The organism is Exiguobacterium sp. s101 (genome assembly GCF_018617835.1).
Taxonomy (GTDB): Bacteria; Bacillota; Bacilli; order Exiguobacteriales; family Exiguobacteriaceae; genus Exiguobacterium; species Exiguobacterium marinum.
The window spans coordinates 312039-327206 of record NZ_JACSKX010000001.1 but is presented as its reverse complement, the minus strand read 5'-3'; the positions used below and the strand labels follow the sequence as shown (position 1 = coordinate 327206).

The following is a 15168-nucleotide window of genomic DNA, read 5'->3' as shown; positions in this document are numbered from 1 at the left end:
TTATGGCTCAAATGACAATGATCCAAGCGATTACTGATGCGATGCGCGTTGAAATGAAACGCGACGAGAAAGTACTTCTTTTCGGAGAAGACGTTGGTAAAAACGGTGGGGTATTCCGTGCGACGGAAGGTCTCCAAGACGAGCTCGGCGAAGACCGTGTCTTTGACACGCCACTCGCTGAATCAGGGATTGGTGGTCTTGCAATCGGTCTAGGTCTTACTGGATTCCGTCCAATCATGGAAGTTCAATTCTTCGGATTCGTATTCGAAGTTTTCGACTCAATCGCAGCTCAAATGGCACGTATGCGTTACCGTTCAGGCGGCGCTTACAGCCAACCAATCACAATCCGTTCACCATTCGGTGGTGGCGTTAAGACACCTGAGCTTCACGCGGACAGCCTTGAAGGTTTAATGGCTCAGTCACCAGGTCTAAAAGTCGTTATTCCATCAACTCCTTACGATGCAAAAGGTTTGTTGATCGCGTCAATCCGCGACAACGACCCGGTTGTGTTCCTCGAGCACATGAAATTGTATCGTTCATTCCGTGGCGAAGTGCCTGAAGGTGATTACACAATCGAACTCGGTAAAGCAGATGTGAAACGTGAAGGGACAGACGTTTCAATCATCACTTACGGTGCGATGGTTCACACTTCACTTAAAGCAGCGGAAGAGCTTGAAAAAGAAAACATTAACGTTGAAGTCATCGACCTCATGACAGTGAGCCCGCTTGATATTGAGACAATCGTAGAGTCTGTTAAGAAAACAGGTCGTGCGATCGTCGTTCAAGAAGCGCAACGTCAAGCAGGAATCGCAGCAAACGTTGTAACTGAAATTCAAGAGCGCGCAATTCTTCACCTCGAAGCACCAGTTCTTCGAGTGACTGCACCAGACACAGTCTTCGCATTCGCACAAGGTGAAGACATATGGTTACCTGACCATAAAGATGTCGTTGCAAAAGTTAAAGAAGTTGTGAACTTCTAAGATCGTGTCGAATAAACGATGAGGGAGATTTGTCTCCCTTATCGTATTTACATGATGAATTGATGGGAGGAAAAACCAGTGGCAGTATTTGAATTTAAATTACCAGATATCGGTGAAGGTATTCACGAAGGTGAAATCGTCAAGTGGTTCGTAAAAGCAGGGGATACGGTCAAAGAGGATGATGTTCTCTTGGAAGTACAAAACGACAAAGCAGTCGTTGAAATCCCGGCTCCAGTCGACGGTACAGTCAAAGAGGTTAAAGTTTCTGAAGGTACAGTTGCCGTAGTCGGTGACGTCCTCGTTACATTTGACATCGAAGGCGACGCACCAGCAGGAGAAGAAGAAGAGACTCCTGAACAACCAAAAGCAGAAGAGAAAACAGAAGACGTAAAAGAAGACGTGAAAGAAGACGCGCCACGCGACGTTCAACTTCACAAATCTGAGCGCGTCATCGCAATGCCATCTGTCCGTAAATATGCACGTGAAAAAGGTGTCGATATCCGTGAAGTGAGCGGTTCTGGCGACAACGGTCGTGTCATGAAAGAAGACATCGATGCATTCGTGAACGGTGAAGCACCGTCTGCAGAATCTACAACAGAAAAAACAGATTCTGCAGCAGCGGCGAAAACGGAAATCAAGCCTTACGAGTCAGCGACCCCAGAGCTTGAAACACGTGAGAAAATCCGTGGAATCCGTAAAGCTATCTCGAAAGCCATGGTTAACTCGAAACACACTGCACCACACGTTACACTCATGGACGAAGTCGACGTTACAAAACTCGTCGCACTCCGTAAAGACTTCAAACAAGTCGCGGCTGACCAAGGTGTGAAACTCACATACTTGCCATTCGTCGTGAAAGCATTGACTGCTGCAGCGAAAGCATTCCCAACAATCAACGCTTCAATCGATGACGTGAACGAAGAAATCGTTTACAAAAACTACTACAACATCGGGATCGCAGCTGACACAGACAACGGACTCGTTGTACCAGTCGTTAAAGATGCAGACCGTAAATCAATCTATTCACTTGCTACAAACATTAACGAACTTGCGGGTAAAGCTCGTGAAGGCAAGCTCGCTGGGGACGACATGAAAGGCGGATCAATCACAATCACAAACATCGGTTCAGCCGGTGGACAATGGTTCACGCCTGTCATCAACCACCCAGAAGTTGCGATTCTCGGTATCGGCCGTATCGCTGAGAAAGCTGTCGTGAAGAACGGTGAAATCGTTGCCGCGCCAGTCCTTGCACTTTCATTCAGCTTTGACCACCGCCTCATCGACGGTGCGACTGCACAAAACGCTCTTAACATGGTGAAACGCTTGCTCGAAGACCCAGCACTTCTAATGATGGAGGGATAAGAACATGGTAGTAGGAGAATTCGCACAAGAAACTGATTTGCTTGTCATCGGTGCCGGTCCTGGTGGATACGTTGCCGCAATCCGTGGCGCACAGCTCGGAATGAAAGTAACGATCGTTGAGAAAGGCAACTTCGGTGGTGTCTGCTTGAACGTAGGATGTATCCCGTCGAAAGCGTTAATCACAGCTGGACACAACTTCCAACACGCAAAAGGACACGATTCAATGGGGATCTCGTCTGACAACGTGTCAGTGGACTTCACAAAAGTTCAAGACTGGAAACAGTCAGTTGTTAACAAATTGACTGGCGGTGTCAAAGGTCTCCTTAAAGGAAACAAGATTGAAATCCTTCAAGGTGAAGCGTTCTTCGCTTCTGAAGACACAGTTCGTGTCATCACAGAAGATAGCTCGACTCCTTACAAATTCAAAAAAGCGATTATCGCGACTGGTTCTACACCAATCGAGATCCCATCGTTTAAATGGTCAAAACGCGTCCTTTCTTCAACTGGTGCATTGGCACTTCCTGAAGTACCGAAAAAACTCGTCGTTATCGGCGGTGGATACATCGGTATGGAGCTTGGAACTGCATACGCTAACTTCGATACAGAAGTCGTCGTTTTAGAAGGCGCTAGCGACATTTTGTCTGGTTTCGAACCACAAATGACGCAAATTGTTAAGAAGAAACTCAAACAAAAAGGAAACGTCACAATCCACACGAACGCACTTGCTAAAGGTGTTGAAGAAACGGAAGACGGCGTAACCGTTAAGTTTGAAGTAAACGGTGAAGAGCAATCTGTTGAAGCGGACTATGTCCTCGTCACAGTTGGTCGTCGTCCAAACACAGGCGACATCGGTCTTGAAAACGCGGAAGTGAAAATTAGCGACCGTGGCATCATTGAAATCGATGACCAGTGTAAAACATCGAACGAAAACATCTACGCAATCGGTGATATCGTTCCTGGACCACCACTTGCACACAAAGCTTCTTACGAAGCGAAGATTGCAGCAGAAGCAGCTGCAGGTAAGCCAGCTTACCTCGACTACTCTGCAATTCCTGCAGTCGTCTTCACAGATCCTGAACTCGCAACTGTCGGTTACACAGAACCACTCGCAAAAGAAGAAGGGCTCGAAATCACAGTTTCGAAATTCCCATTCGCAGCGAACGGTCGTGCACTCGCACTTGACGAGCCAGACGGCTTCATGAAGCTTATCACACGCAAAGAGGACGGTCTCTTGATCGGTGCTCAAATTGCGGGTACTGGCGCATCAGATATGATTGCTGAGCTTGGTCTTGCAATTGAAGCTGGTATGACTGCTGAAGATATCGCGCTTACAATCCACGCTCACCCATCACTCGGTGAGATGGCAATGGAAGCTGCTGAAATCGCAATGGGGATGCCAATCCACGTTGTAAAATAATAATGGCAATGAACCTCTTTCACGATTCGTGAGAGAGGTTTTTTATATAGGTGACGATGCGTTCGACTTCCTTGAATCCAATTTTTTTGTGAAACTGTTGGCTCTCTTTATTTTCAAGTTCGGTATCCGAAGCCAGTTCGATACACCCGTTACGTGTGGCAAAGGTAGAGGCAGCCTCAATCAAATGTGATGCAACACTTTGATGTCGTGCTGATTCGATGACATAGACACCTTCCACGTAGGCAGTCGGGGATGCAGACGAACCGGGCACATAATCATACCGGAAACTGAGTTGACAGAAACCGATGGCTCCTCCCGTGTCGGAGGACGCGATGAAATAATGCATCTTCTTTGAAGTGAGACCGAGCTTGACCTCCATCTGGAGTTCGTCAATCGGTGCGTCAGGCCATAACTGATGCATCAATTGAACGAGTGCGGTTTGATCTGATTGTGAGGCATATGCAATTTTCATGTCGAACGCTCCTTTGTTTAGGTTTCATACTCATAGTATAAAGGAAAATAATTGTGAAGAGAGAAGGGAGGGAATCCTGATGGCATTCGATGAGGAGTTATTATATACCGTATCCGAAACGAGTCGCGTAAGATTCACTGGAATCGAAACAGAAGCTGCACGTTATGATTTTGGGTTTGTGTACACCCATCAGTTTATGGGAAAAGTGTTGGTCGTATGTATGCAAACCGGACAATCGGCCCTTCTCGATCAACATGCGCTAGAAGAGCCGCGCCAATTATATCCGATGCTAGGTATCAATTTGAATGATACGGCGCACGTCGCTGAATTTTTACGGGTTTGTTTAGCTGAAAAAATAAAAGAATCAGAGGAAATTGATACTTGAAAAAATGTAAGCGTTTTCTTATAATAGGTAACAGGGGAAGCAATTCGATCATCTACAGCCACCTTTTCTTAGATGACATAAAAAATGAGCCGGTCGTAATGACCGGCTCATTTTTTTGTTTAGCGAATCGCTTTTGTTTGTTGAATGACTTTAATCATTTGGAGAGACTCGTCTTCGAGACCTTGAACCGGCAGTCCTGCTTCGATGTTGGCCATGATGTAGTCTAGTGTTGATGTCGTGATCAACTCACCTGGAATGATGATTGGAATCCCTGGTGGGTACACCATGATGAATTCCGCTGAAATGCGTCCGACAGCGTTCTCGAGTGGAATTGTTTCCGTTTCTTCATAAAACGCATCACGTGGGCTAAGCGCGAGTGGCGGGATTTCCGGGAGCATGATGGATAACGATTCATTTCCGGACTTCTGATAAACGGATACAACGTCACGCATCGCATCGATCAATGCCTGGATTGTCGACTCATCATCTGCTGATGTGACAATGAAGAGTACATTCAGTAAATCCGACATTTCCACTTCGATGCGGTGTTTTTCTCGGAGGTACTTCTCGACTTCAAATCCTGTTACACCGAGTTCACGTACCGATACGAGCACTTTTGTCTCGTCGAGTGCGTAAGTCGATTCAGAATGAAGCTCGGCATGCCCGTATACAGACAAGTTGGGCATATGACTGATGGCCGTACGGGCCGTTCTAGCGAAATCTAATGCCCGTTCGTTCATCTCATGCCCTTTTGTCGCGAGTTGTCGACGTGCAGCATCGAGAGAAGCAAGGAGCAAGTAAGATGTTGAGGTCGTTGTAATCATTGAAAGCATCGCATGGATCCGTTCCGGTGAAACGAGACCACGACGTACGTTCAAAATGGAGCTTCCAGTCATCGAGCCTCCAAGTTTGTGTACGCTCGTAGCGGCCACATCAGCTCCAGCTTGCATAGCTGAAAGAGGAAGTTCATTGTGGAACGGGAGATGTACCCCATGTGCCTCATCGACGAGAACAGGAACATCTTGCGCATGGGCGACGGAAACGATGCGTTCTAAGTCACCGGCGACACCGAAATAAGTCGGGTTGATGACGAGCACAGCTTTTGTATCAGGGTGAAGTTCGAGAGCACGTTCTACCGCGCTAGCTGTGATGCCATGCGCAATACCGTACGTCTCATCGAATTCTGGATGGATGAAGACCGGATGAGCACCAGTTAACACAAGAGCAGACATGACCGATTTGTGGACGTTTCGAGGCACAATAATCTTTTCATTCGGTCCAACGACGCCCATGATCATAGCCATGATTGCGCTCGAAGTTCCTTGTACGGAGAAAAAGGTCTCATCAGCACGGAACGCCTCTGCCGCTAAGCGCTCCGCTTCAGCGATTGCCGCCTTTGGATGATGGAGGTCATCTAGAGGGGCGATGTTAATCAAATCAATTTTTAAGGCGTTTTCGCCAATAAAGTCACGAAACTCAGGATCCATACCTTTCCCGCTTTTATGACCGGGAATGTGGAACGCTATCGGGTTCGAGCCGACATGTTCAAGCAACGTGTCAAATAGTGGCGTTTCGAGCTGAGTAGCACCTTTTAATTTCAATCGTAAATCCCCCTTGGAAACAGTTTATTTATATGATGAAAGATATCGTTACGTTATATGCTGATTTAAAAAAGAAGCAACAAAAAAACTATAGAGATTTCTAGCCCAACTTGCAATAGTTTTTTTTGTTGTTACAATGAGTGTCGAGGTGAACAATATGCAAATCAATTATCCAATCAATCCGGATTGGACGACAGACGAATTGATTGATGTCGTCGAGTTTTATAATGTCGTCGCACAGGCGAATGAAGGTGGGGTCGAGCGGGAAGTTTTCCTCGACGCATATCGGACCTTCAAACAAATCGTAACATCTAAGTCAGAGGAGAAACAACTGAACGCGGTTCACGACGAACAGACGGGATATTCCACTTATCGTACCGTACAAGCGGCAATGAAGTCCTCGAATAAAAGAATCAAACTGTAAGTCTAAGTATGCCTGTGCAATTTGAGGCATACTTTTTTGTTATTTCTCTTTTAAATCGGGTACAGTTCTTTAACACTAATCCAGGTTTAAGGGGCTCGAAATTGGGAATATATCCAGTAAGATAAAAAATTCGAAATAGTCAGACAATTATCTTTCTTTTTCAGATTTTATCTGATATACTCAATTCAACTCATTAAACCGTAACTTGTAGCCCAACAAAAGGAGTGTGGCATCTTATGAAACAAGTGATTGAGGCATTCAAAAGAAAAGACGCAGAAAAACGGATTCCGGTGCTGCGCTTAGAGATTGATTATGAATTGGCAACCCTCTTCGATGCGATGGGGTCACAAGATGATGCTACAGTTCAGGCTAGTAAGCATCGGTTAGAGAAGTACCGCCAAGAATTATTGCGTCTCGAAGCCTAACCATTACACACATTCAACCAGTATTCCGAGCGGATACTGGTTTTTGTTTGGTACAATACAGTTGAGGTGATCACAGATGATAGAATGGTTTGCAGTCGATTTAATCAAACAGGCGGGGGAGTTAATTCGTCGTGAGATAGATCAAAGTTATGAAGTGGAACGAAAGACCGGAAAGGGGGATTTGGTCACTGAAATTGACCGGGCGGTGGAACAGCTGATTGTTCGTCGTATTCAAGAAGCATTTCCACACCATCAAATCATGGGGGAAGAAGGGACGACAGACTCACCGGACACATTAACAGGAACGGTATGGTTCGTTGACCCGATTGATGGGACGTTAAATTTCATTCATCAGAAACGAATGTTTGCGATTTCAGTTGCTATAATGATTGATGGAGCCGTGGAGTATGGATTCGTGTATGATGTCATGGCAGATGAGATGTTTATGGCTCGAAAAGGTTTTGGTGCGACGTTAAACGGTAGGATGTTGACGACTCTTCATGAACATCAAGTACGAGATGCTTTTTTAAGTATGAATGCCACGTGGGTTACGCCGAACCATCAAATCGCCCCGGAAATCCTCGCTCCGATTGTTCGGGACTCGATTGGGACACGGGCGCACGGGGCCGCGTCACTTGAACTTGCCTGGCTAGCTGCCGGGCGTGTTGACGGGTACATCACGATGCGTAATATGCCGTGGGACTATGCTGCTGGGAAGCTGCTCGTAGAAGAAGTAGGAGGGCGTGTCGTTTCTGTATACGGTGAACCGATTCAGTATGATAGCAAAACGTCCGTATTGGCAGGCAGCGAATCATTCGTGAACGATGTCATCAAACATTATGTCATCGCAAAAGGGGTGACAGCCGAAGCGAAGCCAGATCTTCACATCGTGGAGCATGAGTCTTATGAAGAAGTCCGGGATCTTCTCGTGTTAGCAAATCCGAATGAAGCGATGGTCCTAAAACAATTTCAGGAAGGGCGTACGTTCAAAGCGTTACTCGGTGGTGAAATCGTGGGTGCATACATGTTAGTGTCACACGAGGTGGGACGGGTCGAACTCGTGAATATCGCAGTGAAGCCGGAACGCCAAAACCAAACAATCGGACAGCGAATGCTACAGGATGCAGTGAAGCGGGCATCATCGTTCGGCGGAAAAGAACTCCTCGTCTGTACGGGAAACTCTAGCATCATGCAACTTCGCTTTTATCAACAAGCCGGTTTCCGATTCGACTCGGTTGAACGGGATTACTTTATCAACCACGGATACGAAGTGATTGAAGAAGATGGATTGCTCCTTCGAGATCGCGTCTGTTTGACGCGTCCGATTTAACTTTTGATGAAGAAGGTGTAGCTTTGACCTGAGTCAAAGCTACACCTTTGTTTTCATGAAGATTGACGGTCTGAAAGAATGCGACGGCGTAACTGGATGCCAAAGAACGTTGCGACACCACTTAACACGAGACTACCTAAGATGATAGCGGTGCTCCCTTCGGCAACTCCGATGCCGACACCGACAAATCCAGCGACGACGGCTAAAGCAATCAATAAAAACATAAGCTGCATGGAGACTCCTCCTCATTTTCTGTTATCTTCCCTATTGTATGATAAAAAACATGCAATGAAAACGTTCATAGTCGATTCCACTCGACAAAGGTACTGTGACGTGTGCTATACTCTTAAAGTTGAAGAAAAGTTGAAATTTTTTAAATAAGAGAGGAATAACTACATGAACGTAAGAACAAACCTTCGTAACGTAGCCATCATCGCTCACGTTGACCACGGTAAAACAACGTTAGTTGATGAATTATTGAAACAGTCTGGTACATTCCGGACGAACGAGGCAGTCGCAGAACGTGCGATGGACTCAAACGATATCGAGCGTGAGCGCGGAATCACAATTCTCGCTAAAAACACGGCCATCGATTATAAAGACACACGAATTAACATCGTCGATACTCCAGGCCACGCAGACTTTGGTGGCGAAGTTGAACGAATCATGCGTATGGTAGACGGCGTAATCCTTGTCGTCGACGCGCGTGAAGGTTGTATGCCACAAACTCGTTTCGTCTTGAAAAAAGCGCTCGACCAAGGACTTCGTCCAATTGTTGTCGTCAACAAAATTGATAAGCCTATGGTTCGTCCGCTTGATGTTGTCGACGAAGTCGTTGATCTCTTGATTGACCTTGGTGCAGATGAAGATCAACTTGAATTCCCTGTCGTCTACACATCGGCTGTCAGCGGTTCAAGTTCGTTCGATCCTGATCCAGAAAAACAAGAAGATACCATTACTCACGTGCTCGACACGATTCTTGAAAACACACCGGCTCCAATCGATAACTCGGATGAGCCGCTCCAATTCCAAGTCACAATGCTCGACTACGACAACTATCTCGGTCGAATCGGTGTTGGTCGCGTCTTCCGCGGGAAAATTAATGTCGGAGAACAAGTCTCACTTTGTAAGACGGATGGGTCAATCAAGCAACTTCGCGTCACAAAATTGTTTGGTTACTTCGGACTCAAACGCGTTGAAATCGAAGAGGCGAAAGCTGGAGATTTGATTGCAGTTGCCGGTATGGAAGACATCAACGTCGGAGAGACGGTCACGCCGGTTGGGAAAGAGGATGCACTTCCACTTCTTCGTATCGATGAACCGACACTTCAAATGCGTTTCATGACGAATAACTCACCGTTCGCAGGACGTGAAGGGGACTTTGTCACAGCGCGTAAAATCGAAGAGCGTCTCTTGAAGCAACTCGAGACAGACGTTTCACTTCGTGTCGAAGCGACTGACTCACCGGACCAATGGGTTGTATCTGGTCGTGGAGAGCTTCACCTCGGAATTTTGATTGAAAACATGCGCCGTGAAGGATACGAACTCCAAGTATCTAAGCCGCAAGTCATCATTCGTGAAGACGAAGACGGTACGAAAGTTGAGCCATTCGAACGCGTTCTCATCGATGTTCCAGAAGAGTATACAGGACCTGTCATGGAATCAATCGGTCTCCGTAAAGGGGAACTCGCAAACATGAACACGAACGACAATGGACAAACACGTATGGAATTCATCGTTCCTTCACGTGGTCTCATCGGCTATCGTAACGAGTTTTTGTCTGCGACACGCGGATATGGGATTTTGAACCACACGTTCGAAGAGTATCGTCCGTTCATCCAGGCTGACATCGGCGGTCGTCGCAGCGGTGTCATGGTTTGTATCGAGCCTGGTAAGTCTACAGCCTACTCAATCGGCGCCCTTGAAGACCGTGGAACGATCTTCATCGAGCCAGGTACGGATGTATATGAAGGGATGATTATCGGTGAATGTAACCGTGACGTCGACCTTGCCATCAACGCTGTTAAAGGGAAGCAGTTGACAAACATGCGTGCCTCGGCAAAAGACTCTACACAAGTCTTGAAACGTCCGCGCGTATTCTCGCTCGAAGAGTCGCTCACATTCTTGAACGATGACGAATATTGCGAAATCACGCCAGAGTCAATCCGTCTCCGTAAGAAAGTCTTGAACAAAAACGAACGCGAGAAAGCTGACAAGCGTCGTAAACTTGGTAAAGAATAAATGGTAAAAGGGAACGCTTCGGCGTTCCCTTTTATGTGGAATAGTGTAGAATGGATGTGTATGAAATAAAGGGGGACTTATTGTCTTGAAAGCTTCTCAAACAATTGATATCACACAGATTGACGTTCCGTGGATCGCCTCGATGTTAGGTGTCGGTAGCGACCAGAACGACTTTTCCGTCGGTTTTAATGCACTTGTCGTTGTTGTCATTTTACTGACGATTCTCGTTTTTAAACTTGGTTTTGCGAAACAGTTGGCGTGGTGGAAGTCACTCATTGTCTATATTCTTCTGTCACTTGGAGCAGGGACGATGGCACTCGTCTTTTTCACTTGGCCAATTCCGGAAGTCCTTACCGTTATGGTGATTGTGTTGGCCATCTATCGGGGACGCCTCTGGTGGAACCGTCGTCAAGATGCAATTGAAGGATAAAAAATACGGGCGTCTCTTCGGAGGCGCCCGTTTGCATTACCAATTTCGTTTTTGACGAAATGTAGGATATAACTTAAATTGTCCAGATGCAGCGCGTTCGGTGGTTCGTTCGCTGATTCGCGCCTGACACTCTTGACACATATACGTTTTAGCCGGTTTATTGCGCAATCGTTTTGCTTCAAATGACCATGAATCGATCGTTTCGATTTTATCGCAAAGAGAACATTTTACACGCATCTTCTCACCTTCCTCTATAGGATGAGTATAGCATGATTTCATCCGTTGAAAGCAGGGAATTAAACCGGTAAGGGAGAATGGTACAACCATACCCGATTAAAAGGAGGGGAGTTGAATGGCGAGTAAGGCAACGTTTGAATTGACATCCGCGCAAGAGCGTCTGTTAAATGACATGCCGTTAACATTTCTCGTCGGTTTTGATGAGGCGAAGCGTTGGCCAATAAGCCATGCCATCAGTTGGGTGCAAGCAATCGATGCTGTCACGATTCGACTTGCTTTGACCAAAAACTCACACATCGTCACCATCTTAACGACTGAAAAGACGGCAGGTCTCATCTTTATCGAAGATGGTCAATCTTATCACGTCTTGCTTTCATCCATCCAAGAATTCGAGCCATCGATCAAACCGAGCCTTCATCTTCGTTTTTTCGAAGGGCATGTTGAAGAAGTGAGGAACATCTCGTTTTATGGCGCATCCTACGCTCAGCCTGAAATCACAAAAACGTATGATATCCGTGCGGCGGAGAAACTAGACCGTGAAGTGGGAGAAAGCCTTCATTCTTGACCACCATCCTATATTCGAGGGGCGGCAAAGTCTATGAAAAAAACGTATGTCTTAGATACGAACGTACTTCTACATGATCCGCTATCCTTATTTCAATTCGAAGAACATGATGTGGTCATTCCGGCCATCGTCTTAGAAGAGCTTGATGGTAAAAAACGAAACATGGATGAAGTTGGACGGAATGCTCGTGAAACGTCGCGTGTCTTGGACCAACTTCGGGCAACAGGTAAACTTCATGATGGCGTGCCACTTGAAAACGGGGGCCGTCTCTTTGTCGAGATTGGTCACGAGCATCAGGTCGATATTCCTTTTGACGTGATGACGAACGATAATCGGATTTTAGTCGTCGCGTTGAAACTAATGAAACAATATGAGGATGATGAAAATCGAAAAGTCGTCATCGTCTCAAAAGATATATTAGTCCGAGTGAAAGCAGATGCGATTGGAATCGATGCAGAAGATTATTTGACAGACCATATCGTGGATACAACTGACTTGTACGCTGGCTACCGCGAAATTGAGGTCGACCAGTCACTCGTCGATGAATTTTATAAGGTTCGTCAACTACCAACATCCGCCTTTACCCAACAAGTCCTTTATCCGAACTCGTTTGTCGTCTTGAAAAGTAATGTCTCAAAGGCGAGTGTACTTGCGGTAGTCGATTCGCTTCAACCGATTTTACGACCACTGGCACTTGATGCAGATCACATTTGGGGAATTCACCCGCGAAACGTCCAACAACGAATGGCACTCGACCTGTTGCTTCGAGATGATATTCCTTTCGTAACTTTACTTGGGAAAGCTGGTACCGGTAAGACGCTCCTTGCTCTAGCAGCAGGGCTCTCGCTTGTTGAAGATGAACAGCGTTACAATAAGCTGGTCGTCGCTCGCCCGGTCGTGCCGATGGGGAATGATATCGGCTACTTGCCAGGGGAAATGGAAGAAAAGCTTCGCCCATGGATGCAACCGATTTATGATAACCTGGAATTTTTATTTAATGCGAATTCAAAAGACGAGCTCGGGAATATATTAGCCGGTATGAAATCGATTCAGCTCGAAGCGCTCACCTATATTCGAGGTAGAAGCATGCCTGACCAGTTCATCATCATCGATGAGGCGCAGAACTTAACGAAGCACGAAATCAAAACAATTCTCACCCGAGTCGGGGAGAACTCAAAAATCGTACTCGTCGGTGACCCATACCAAATCGACCATCCGTATCTTGATGAATATTCGAACGGACTGACGTATGCGGTGGAACGGTTCAAAGGACAAAATGTCTTCGGGCATGTTCGGCTGGTGAAAGGGGAGCGTTCGTCGCTCGCAAGATTGGCTGCAGATTTACTATGACGGATGCACGACAAATAACGCCGAGCACCTTGCCCGGCGTTATTTTGTATCGAGTTGTAGCGACTGGACGTTCGTCCGTTCTAAGAAAGCGTTCGAGATCATGATTAGTCCCGTGATGATGAACAAGGCCGAAAAACCGAAATAGGCTACGATTTGAGAACCGAATAGCGGCCCGAGTAAATTCCCCATAAATTGAGCGGACTGGTTATACGAAAAGATTCGACCCGTCGCCGATACGGGAGTGTGTTGGCGTAAGAGTGACTGAACCGATGGCATCAAGGCGGCTGTCGCGAATCCAATTCCAAAACGCAGTAAAATGAGTTGGGTCGTCGATGTGACGAATGCTTGCGGAATTAAGAAAACGATATAGAGAAGCAGTGCCCAAAACAAGATACGTTCTGCCCCGTATCTGTCCGATAAGCGTCCGAGGCGCTGAGCTGAAAAGAGAGCGACGAGTCCTGGGGCGGATGCGACGATACCTGCCATGAAAGCGAGCGCGGTCGTATGCGGGTTCAATTCACGTACATATAATGTCAAGAGCGGTCCGATGGATTGTGTCGAGAACTGAATAAGGAACGTTGTCACAAACAGTCCGACAATCAACTGAGGATGTCGCAGTGAAGCGAAAATGGACTTCATCGAAGCGAGCTCATCACGCTTCACGGGAACGAAATCTTCTTTGACGAACCAGAGCGTGATGAGAAATGTCAGGAAGAGTGCACTTCCGGTAAAGAGAAAAACGGATCGAAGCCCAATCCAGTCTGCGAGCAACCCGCCGATAAGCGGGCCTAAAAGACCTCCGGTGATGCCACCGGTTGACAGGGTACCAAGCGCCCAGCCACTTTTCTCTTTAGGGGTTTGGGAAGCGACCAAGGTGATACCGGCCGAGATAAATCCAGAGACGGCACCCATGAGTAAGCGCAACCCGACAAGTTGATAGACATCTTGGACGAAGCTGATGAGAAACATGACGACGGCCATACCGAGACTGGCCCGGATCAGCATCAGTTTTCTCCCTTTTCGGTCAGCTAATCGGCCCCACATTGGGGAGACGATTGCGGCAACGAGGAATGTCGCACCAAACGCAACAGCAGACCAGGTGACGACATGATCTGGGTCCTTCACACCGAGCTGTTCAATGAATAGTGGAAGAAATGGTAGAACAAGACTCATCGAAGCGGCAGTCAAGAAGCTCCCGATCCAAACTACCATTAAATTTCGTTTCCATAAAGGAATCGTAAGCGTCACAACCTTTCATAGATTCATTATAATCAATACACTATATGTTACACTTTATGAACTAAAAAGTCCAAAAAAATGAGAAGGAAATTTCCTCCTCATTGATTGCTCAGTACGGTGATGTGATTGACTTGGCGGATGACTTGATTGTTGTACAGCACATAGACCGGTCCGTCGGCAAGTACCTTTCCATCTTTTGAAAATTGTAAATGAACAAGAGGTGCCTCGTTGAGTGGAATCGTCAACACCGTTTCGCCGTAGAAGCGGATATGTGTAGCCAAGTCGACAGGTTCGGCATTGTTCAAAAACGGTGCGAGCGGCATCGCGAACGAATCGCGCAGTGCAGCGTCCTTGTCTTGTCGAGACATTGGTTTATTGTGATCGATTCTAGTCCCTTGCGATAATCCGTCATCCCATGCTTTCCCCATTTTTGCATAGTAGGCCTCACGATCATTTTCTGTCACCGAGTCCAATTCTTCAATTTTTCGTTTCCGTTCGTCAAAAATCCATACGGTCGGGTCAATCGTCAAGTTGTGACGAACCGCTCCGTCTAGTGGAAATATCATGATTACGTCCCCCTTCATCCACATTACATGTTTCATTATAGCGCTCTTTCTCGTAAAATGGAAAAGAGGAAGAATGTCGCGTTCATTCATACTGTACATTGAATTATGATGAAAGATAATGTACAGTTGAGTTATGACAAACAG

The 15168-nt window shown here is 46.5% G+C and carries 17 protein-coding genes; 11 read left to right on the top strand and 6 right to left on the bottom strand.

Features of this window, described 5'->3' with window-relative positions:
- Positions 1-2 precede the first annotated feature (2 nt).
- The 3 genes from KNO76_RS01680 (at position 3) to lpdA (ending at position 3759) form a co-directional block, all read left to right on the top strand.
- Positions 3-980, top strand: coding sequence for an alpha-ketoacid dehydrogenase subunit beta (locus tag KNO76_RS01680; RefSeq protein ID WP_214881788.1), 978 nt, complete (start codon positions 3-5; stop codon positions 978-980).
- 78 nt (positions 981-1058) lie between these two features.
- The gene (locus KNO76_RS01675; RefSeq protein WP_214881786.1) at positions 1059-2342 is read left to right on the top strand and encodes a dihydrolipoamide acetyltransferase family protein; all 1284 of its coding nucleotides are present in this window, start codon (positions 1059-1061) and stop codon (positions 2340-2342) included.
- Between the two features lie 4 nt (positions 2343-2346).
- Positions 2347-3759: a dihydrolipoyl dehydrogenase gene (gene lpdA / locus KNO76_RS01670; protein ID WP_214881782.1), complete on the top strand. Its 1413-nt coding sequence runs from the start codon at positions 2347-2349 to the stop codon at positions 3757-3759.
- Between the two features lie 19 nt (positions 3760-3778).
- Here lpdA and aac(6') read toward each other — a convergent pair whose 3' ends face one another.
- Positions 3779-4231: an aminoglycoside 6'-N-acetyltransferase gene (gene aac(6') / locus KNO76_RS01665; protein ID WP_214881778.1), complete on the bottom strand. Its 453-nt coding sequence runs from the start codon at positions 4229-4231 to the stop codon at positions 3779-3781.
- A gap of 79 nt (positions 4232-4310) precedes the next feature.
- Here aac(6') and KNO76_RS01660 point away from each other — a divergent pair, with 79 nt between their 5' ends.
- Positions 4311-4616 (top strand): DUF3055 domain-containing protein, encoded by a 306-nt coding sequence (locus KNO76_RS01660; protein ID WP_034771146.1) that lies wholly within the window; start codon positions 4311-4313, stop codon positions 4614-4616.
- A 119-nt stretch (positions 4617-4735) separates the two neighbouring features.
- On the opposite strand, the gene KNO76_RS01655 is transcribed toward KNO76_RS01660, so the two are convergent.
- Positions 4736-6217, bottom strand: coding sequence for an aminotransferase class I/II-fold pyridoxal phosphate-dependent enzyme (locus tag KNO76_RS01655; RefSeq protein WP_214881775.1), 1482 nt, complete (start codon positions 6215-6217; stop codon positions 4736-4738).
- Between the two features lie 157 nt (positions 6218-6374).
- Between KNO76_RS01655 and KNO76_RS01650 the strand changes: the two genes are divergently transcribed.
- The 3 genes from KNO76_RS01650 (at position 6375) to KNO76_RS01640 (ending at position 8396) form a co-directional block, all read left to right on the top strand.
- On the top strand, positions 6375-6641 hold the full coding sequence (locus KNO76_RS01650) for a UPF0223 family protein (RefSeq protein WP_026826363.1): 267 nt from the start codon (positions 6375-6377) through the stop codon (positions 6639-6641).
- A gap of 236 nt (positions 6642-6877) precedes the next feature.
- Positions 6878-7066 (top strand): hypothetical protein, encoded by a 189-nt coding sequence (locus KNO76_RS01645; RefSeq protein ID WP_214881772.1) that lies wholly within the window; start codon positions 6878-6880, stop codon positions 7064-7066.
- 76 nt (positions 7067-7142) lie between these two features.
- Positions 7143-8396, top strand: a complete 1254-nt coding sequence (locus KNO76_RS01640) for an inositol monophosphatase family protein (protein ID WP_214702300.1) — start codon at positions 7143-7145, stop codon at positions 8394-8396.
- A gap of 53 nt (positions 8397-8449) precedes the next feature.
- On the opposite strand, the gene KNO76_RS01635 is transcribed toward KNO76_RS01640, so the two are convergent.
- Complete coding sequence (locus KNO76_RS01635; RefSeq protein ID WP_026826361.1) at positions 8450-8629, bottom strand: DUF5325 family protein; 180 nt, start codon at positions 8627-8629, stop codon at positions 8450-8452.
- A 163-nt stretch (positions 8630-8792) separates the two neighbouring features.
- Here KNO76_RS01635 and typA point away from each other — a divergent pair, with 163 nt between their 5' ends.
- On the top strand, positions 8793-10637 hold the full coding sequence (gene typA / locus KNO76_RS01630; protein ID WP_026826360.1) for a translational GTPase TypA: 1845 nt from the start codon (positions 8793-8795) through the stop codon (positions 10635-10637).
- Positions 10638-10722: 85 nt separating this feature from the next.
- Positions 10723-11067 carry a YlaH-like family protein gene (locus tag KNO76_RS01625; protein WP_214881769.1) on the top strand — a complete coding sequence of 115 codons (345 nt, stop codon included), beginning with the start codon at positions 10723-10725 and terminating at the stop codon, positions 11065-11067.
- A 36-nt stretch (positions 11068-11103) separates the two neighbouring features.
- Here the strand turns inward: KNO76_RS01625 and KNO76_RS01620 are convergent, their stop codons facing one another.
- Positions 11104-11304 (bottom strand): YlaI family protein, encoded by a 201-nt coding sequence (locus KNO76_RS01620; RefSeq protein ID WP_026826358.1) that lies wholly within the window; start codon positions 11302-11304, stop codon positions 11104-11106.
- Between the two features lie 115 nt (positions 11305-11419).
- On the opposite strand from KNO76_RS01620, the gene KNO76_RS01615 reads away from it, so the two are divergent.
- On the top strand, positions 11420-11869 hold the full coding sequence (locus tag KNO76_RS01615) for a PNPOx family protein (protein WP_214702299.1): 450 nt from the start codon (positions 11420-11422) through the stop codon (positions 11867-11869).
- A gap of 33 nt (positions 11870-11902) precedes the next feature.
- The gene (locus KNO76_RS01610; RefSeq protein ID WP_214881766.1) at positions 11903-13219 is read left to right on the top strand and encodes a PhoH family protein; all 1317 of its coding nucleotides are present in this window, start codon (positions 11903-11905) and stop codon (positions 13217-13219) included.
- 39 nt (positions 13220-13258) lie between these two features.
- Here KNO76_RS01610 and KNO76_RS01605 read toward each other — a convergent pair whose 3' ends face one another.
- Positions 13259-14431 carry a multidrug efflux MFS transporter gene (locus tag KNO76_RS01605; RefSeq protein WP_251127831.1) on the bottom strand — a complete coding sequence of 391 codons (1173 nt, stop codon included), beginning with the start codon at positions 14429-14431 and terminating at the stop codon, positions 13259-13261.
- Positions 14432-14556: 125 nt separating this feature from the next.
- Entirely contained in the window at positions 14557-15024 is a 468-nt protein-coding gene (locus tag KNO76_RS01600; RefSeq protein WP_214881763.1) for a hypothetical protein, read from the bottom strand.
- Between the last annotated feature and the right edge of the window lie 144 nt (positions 15025-15168).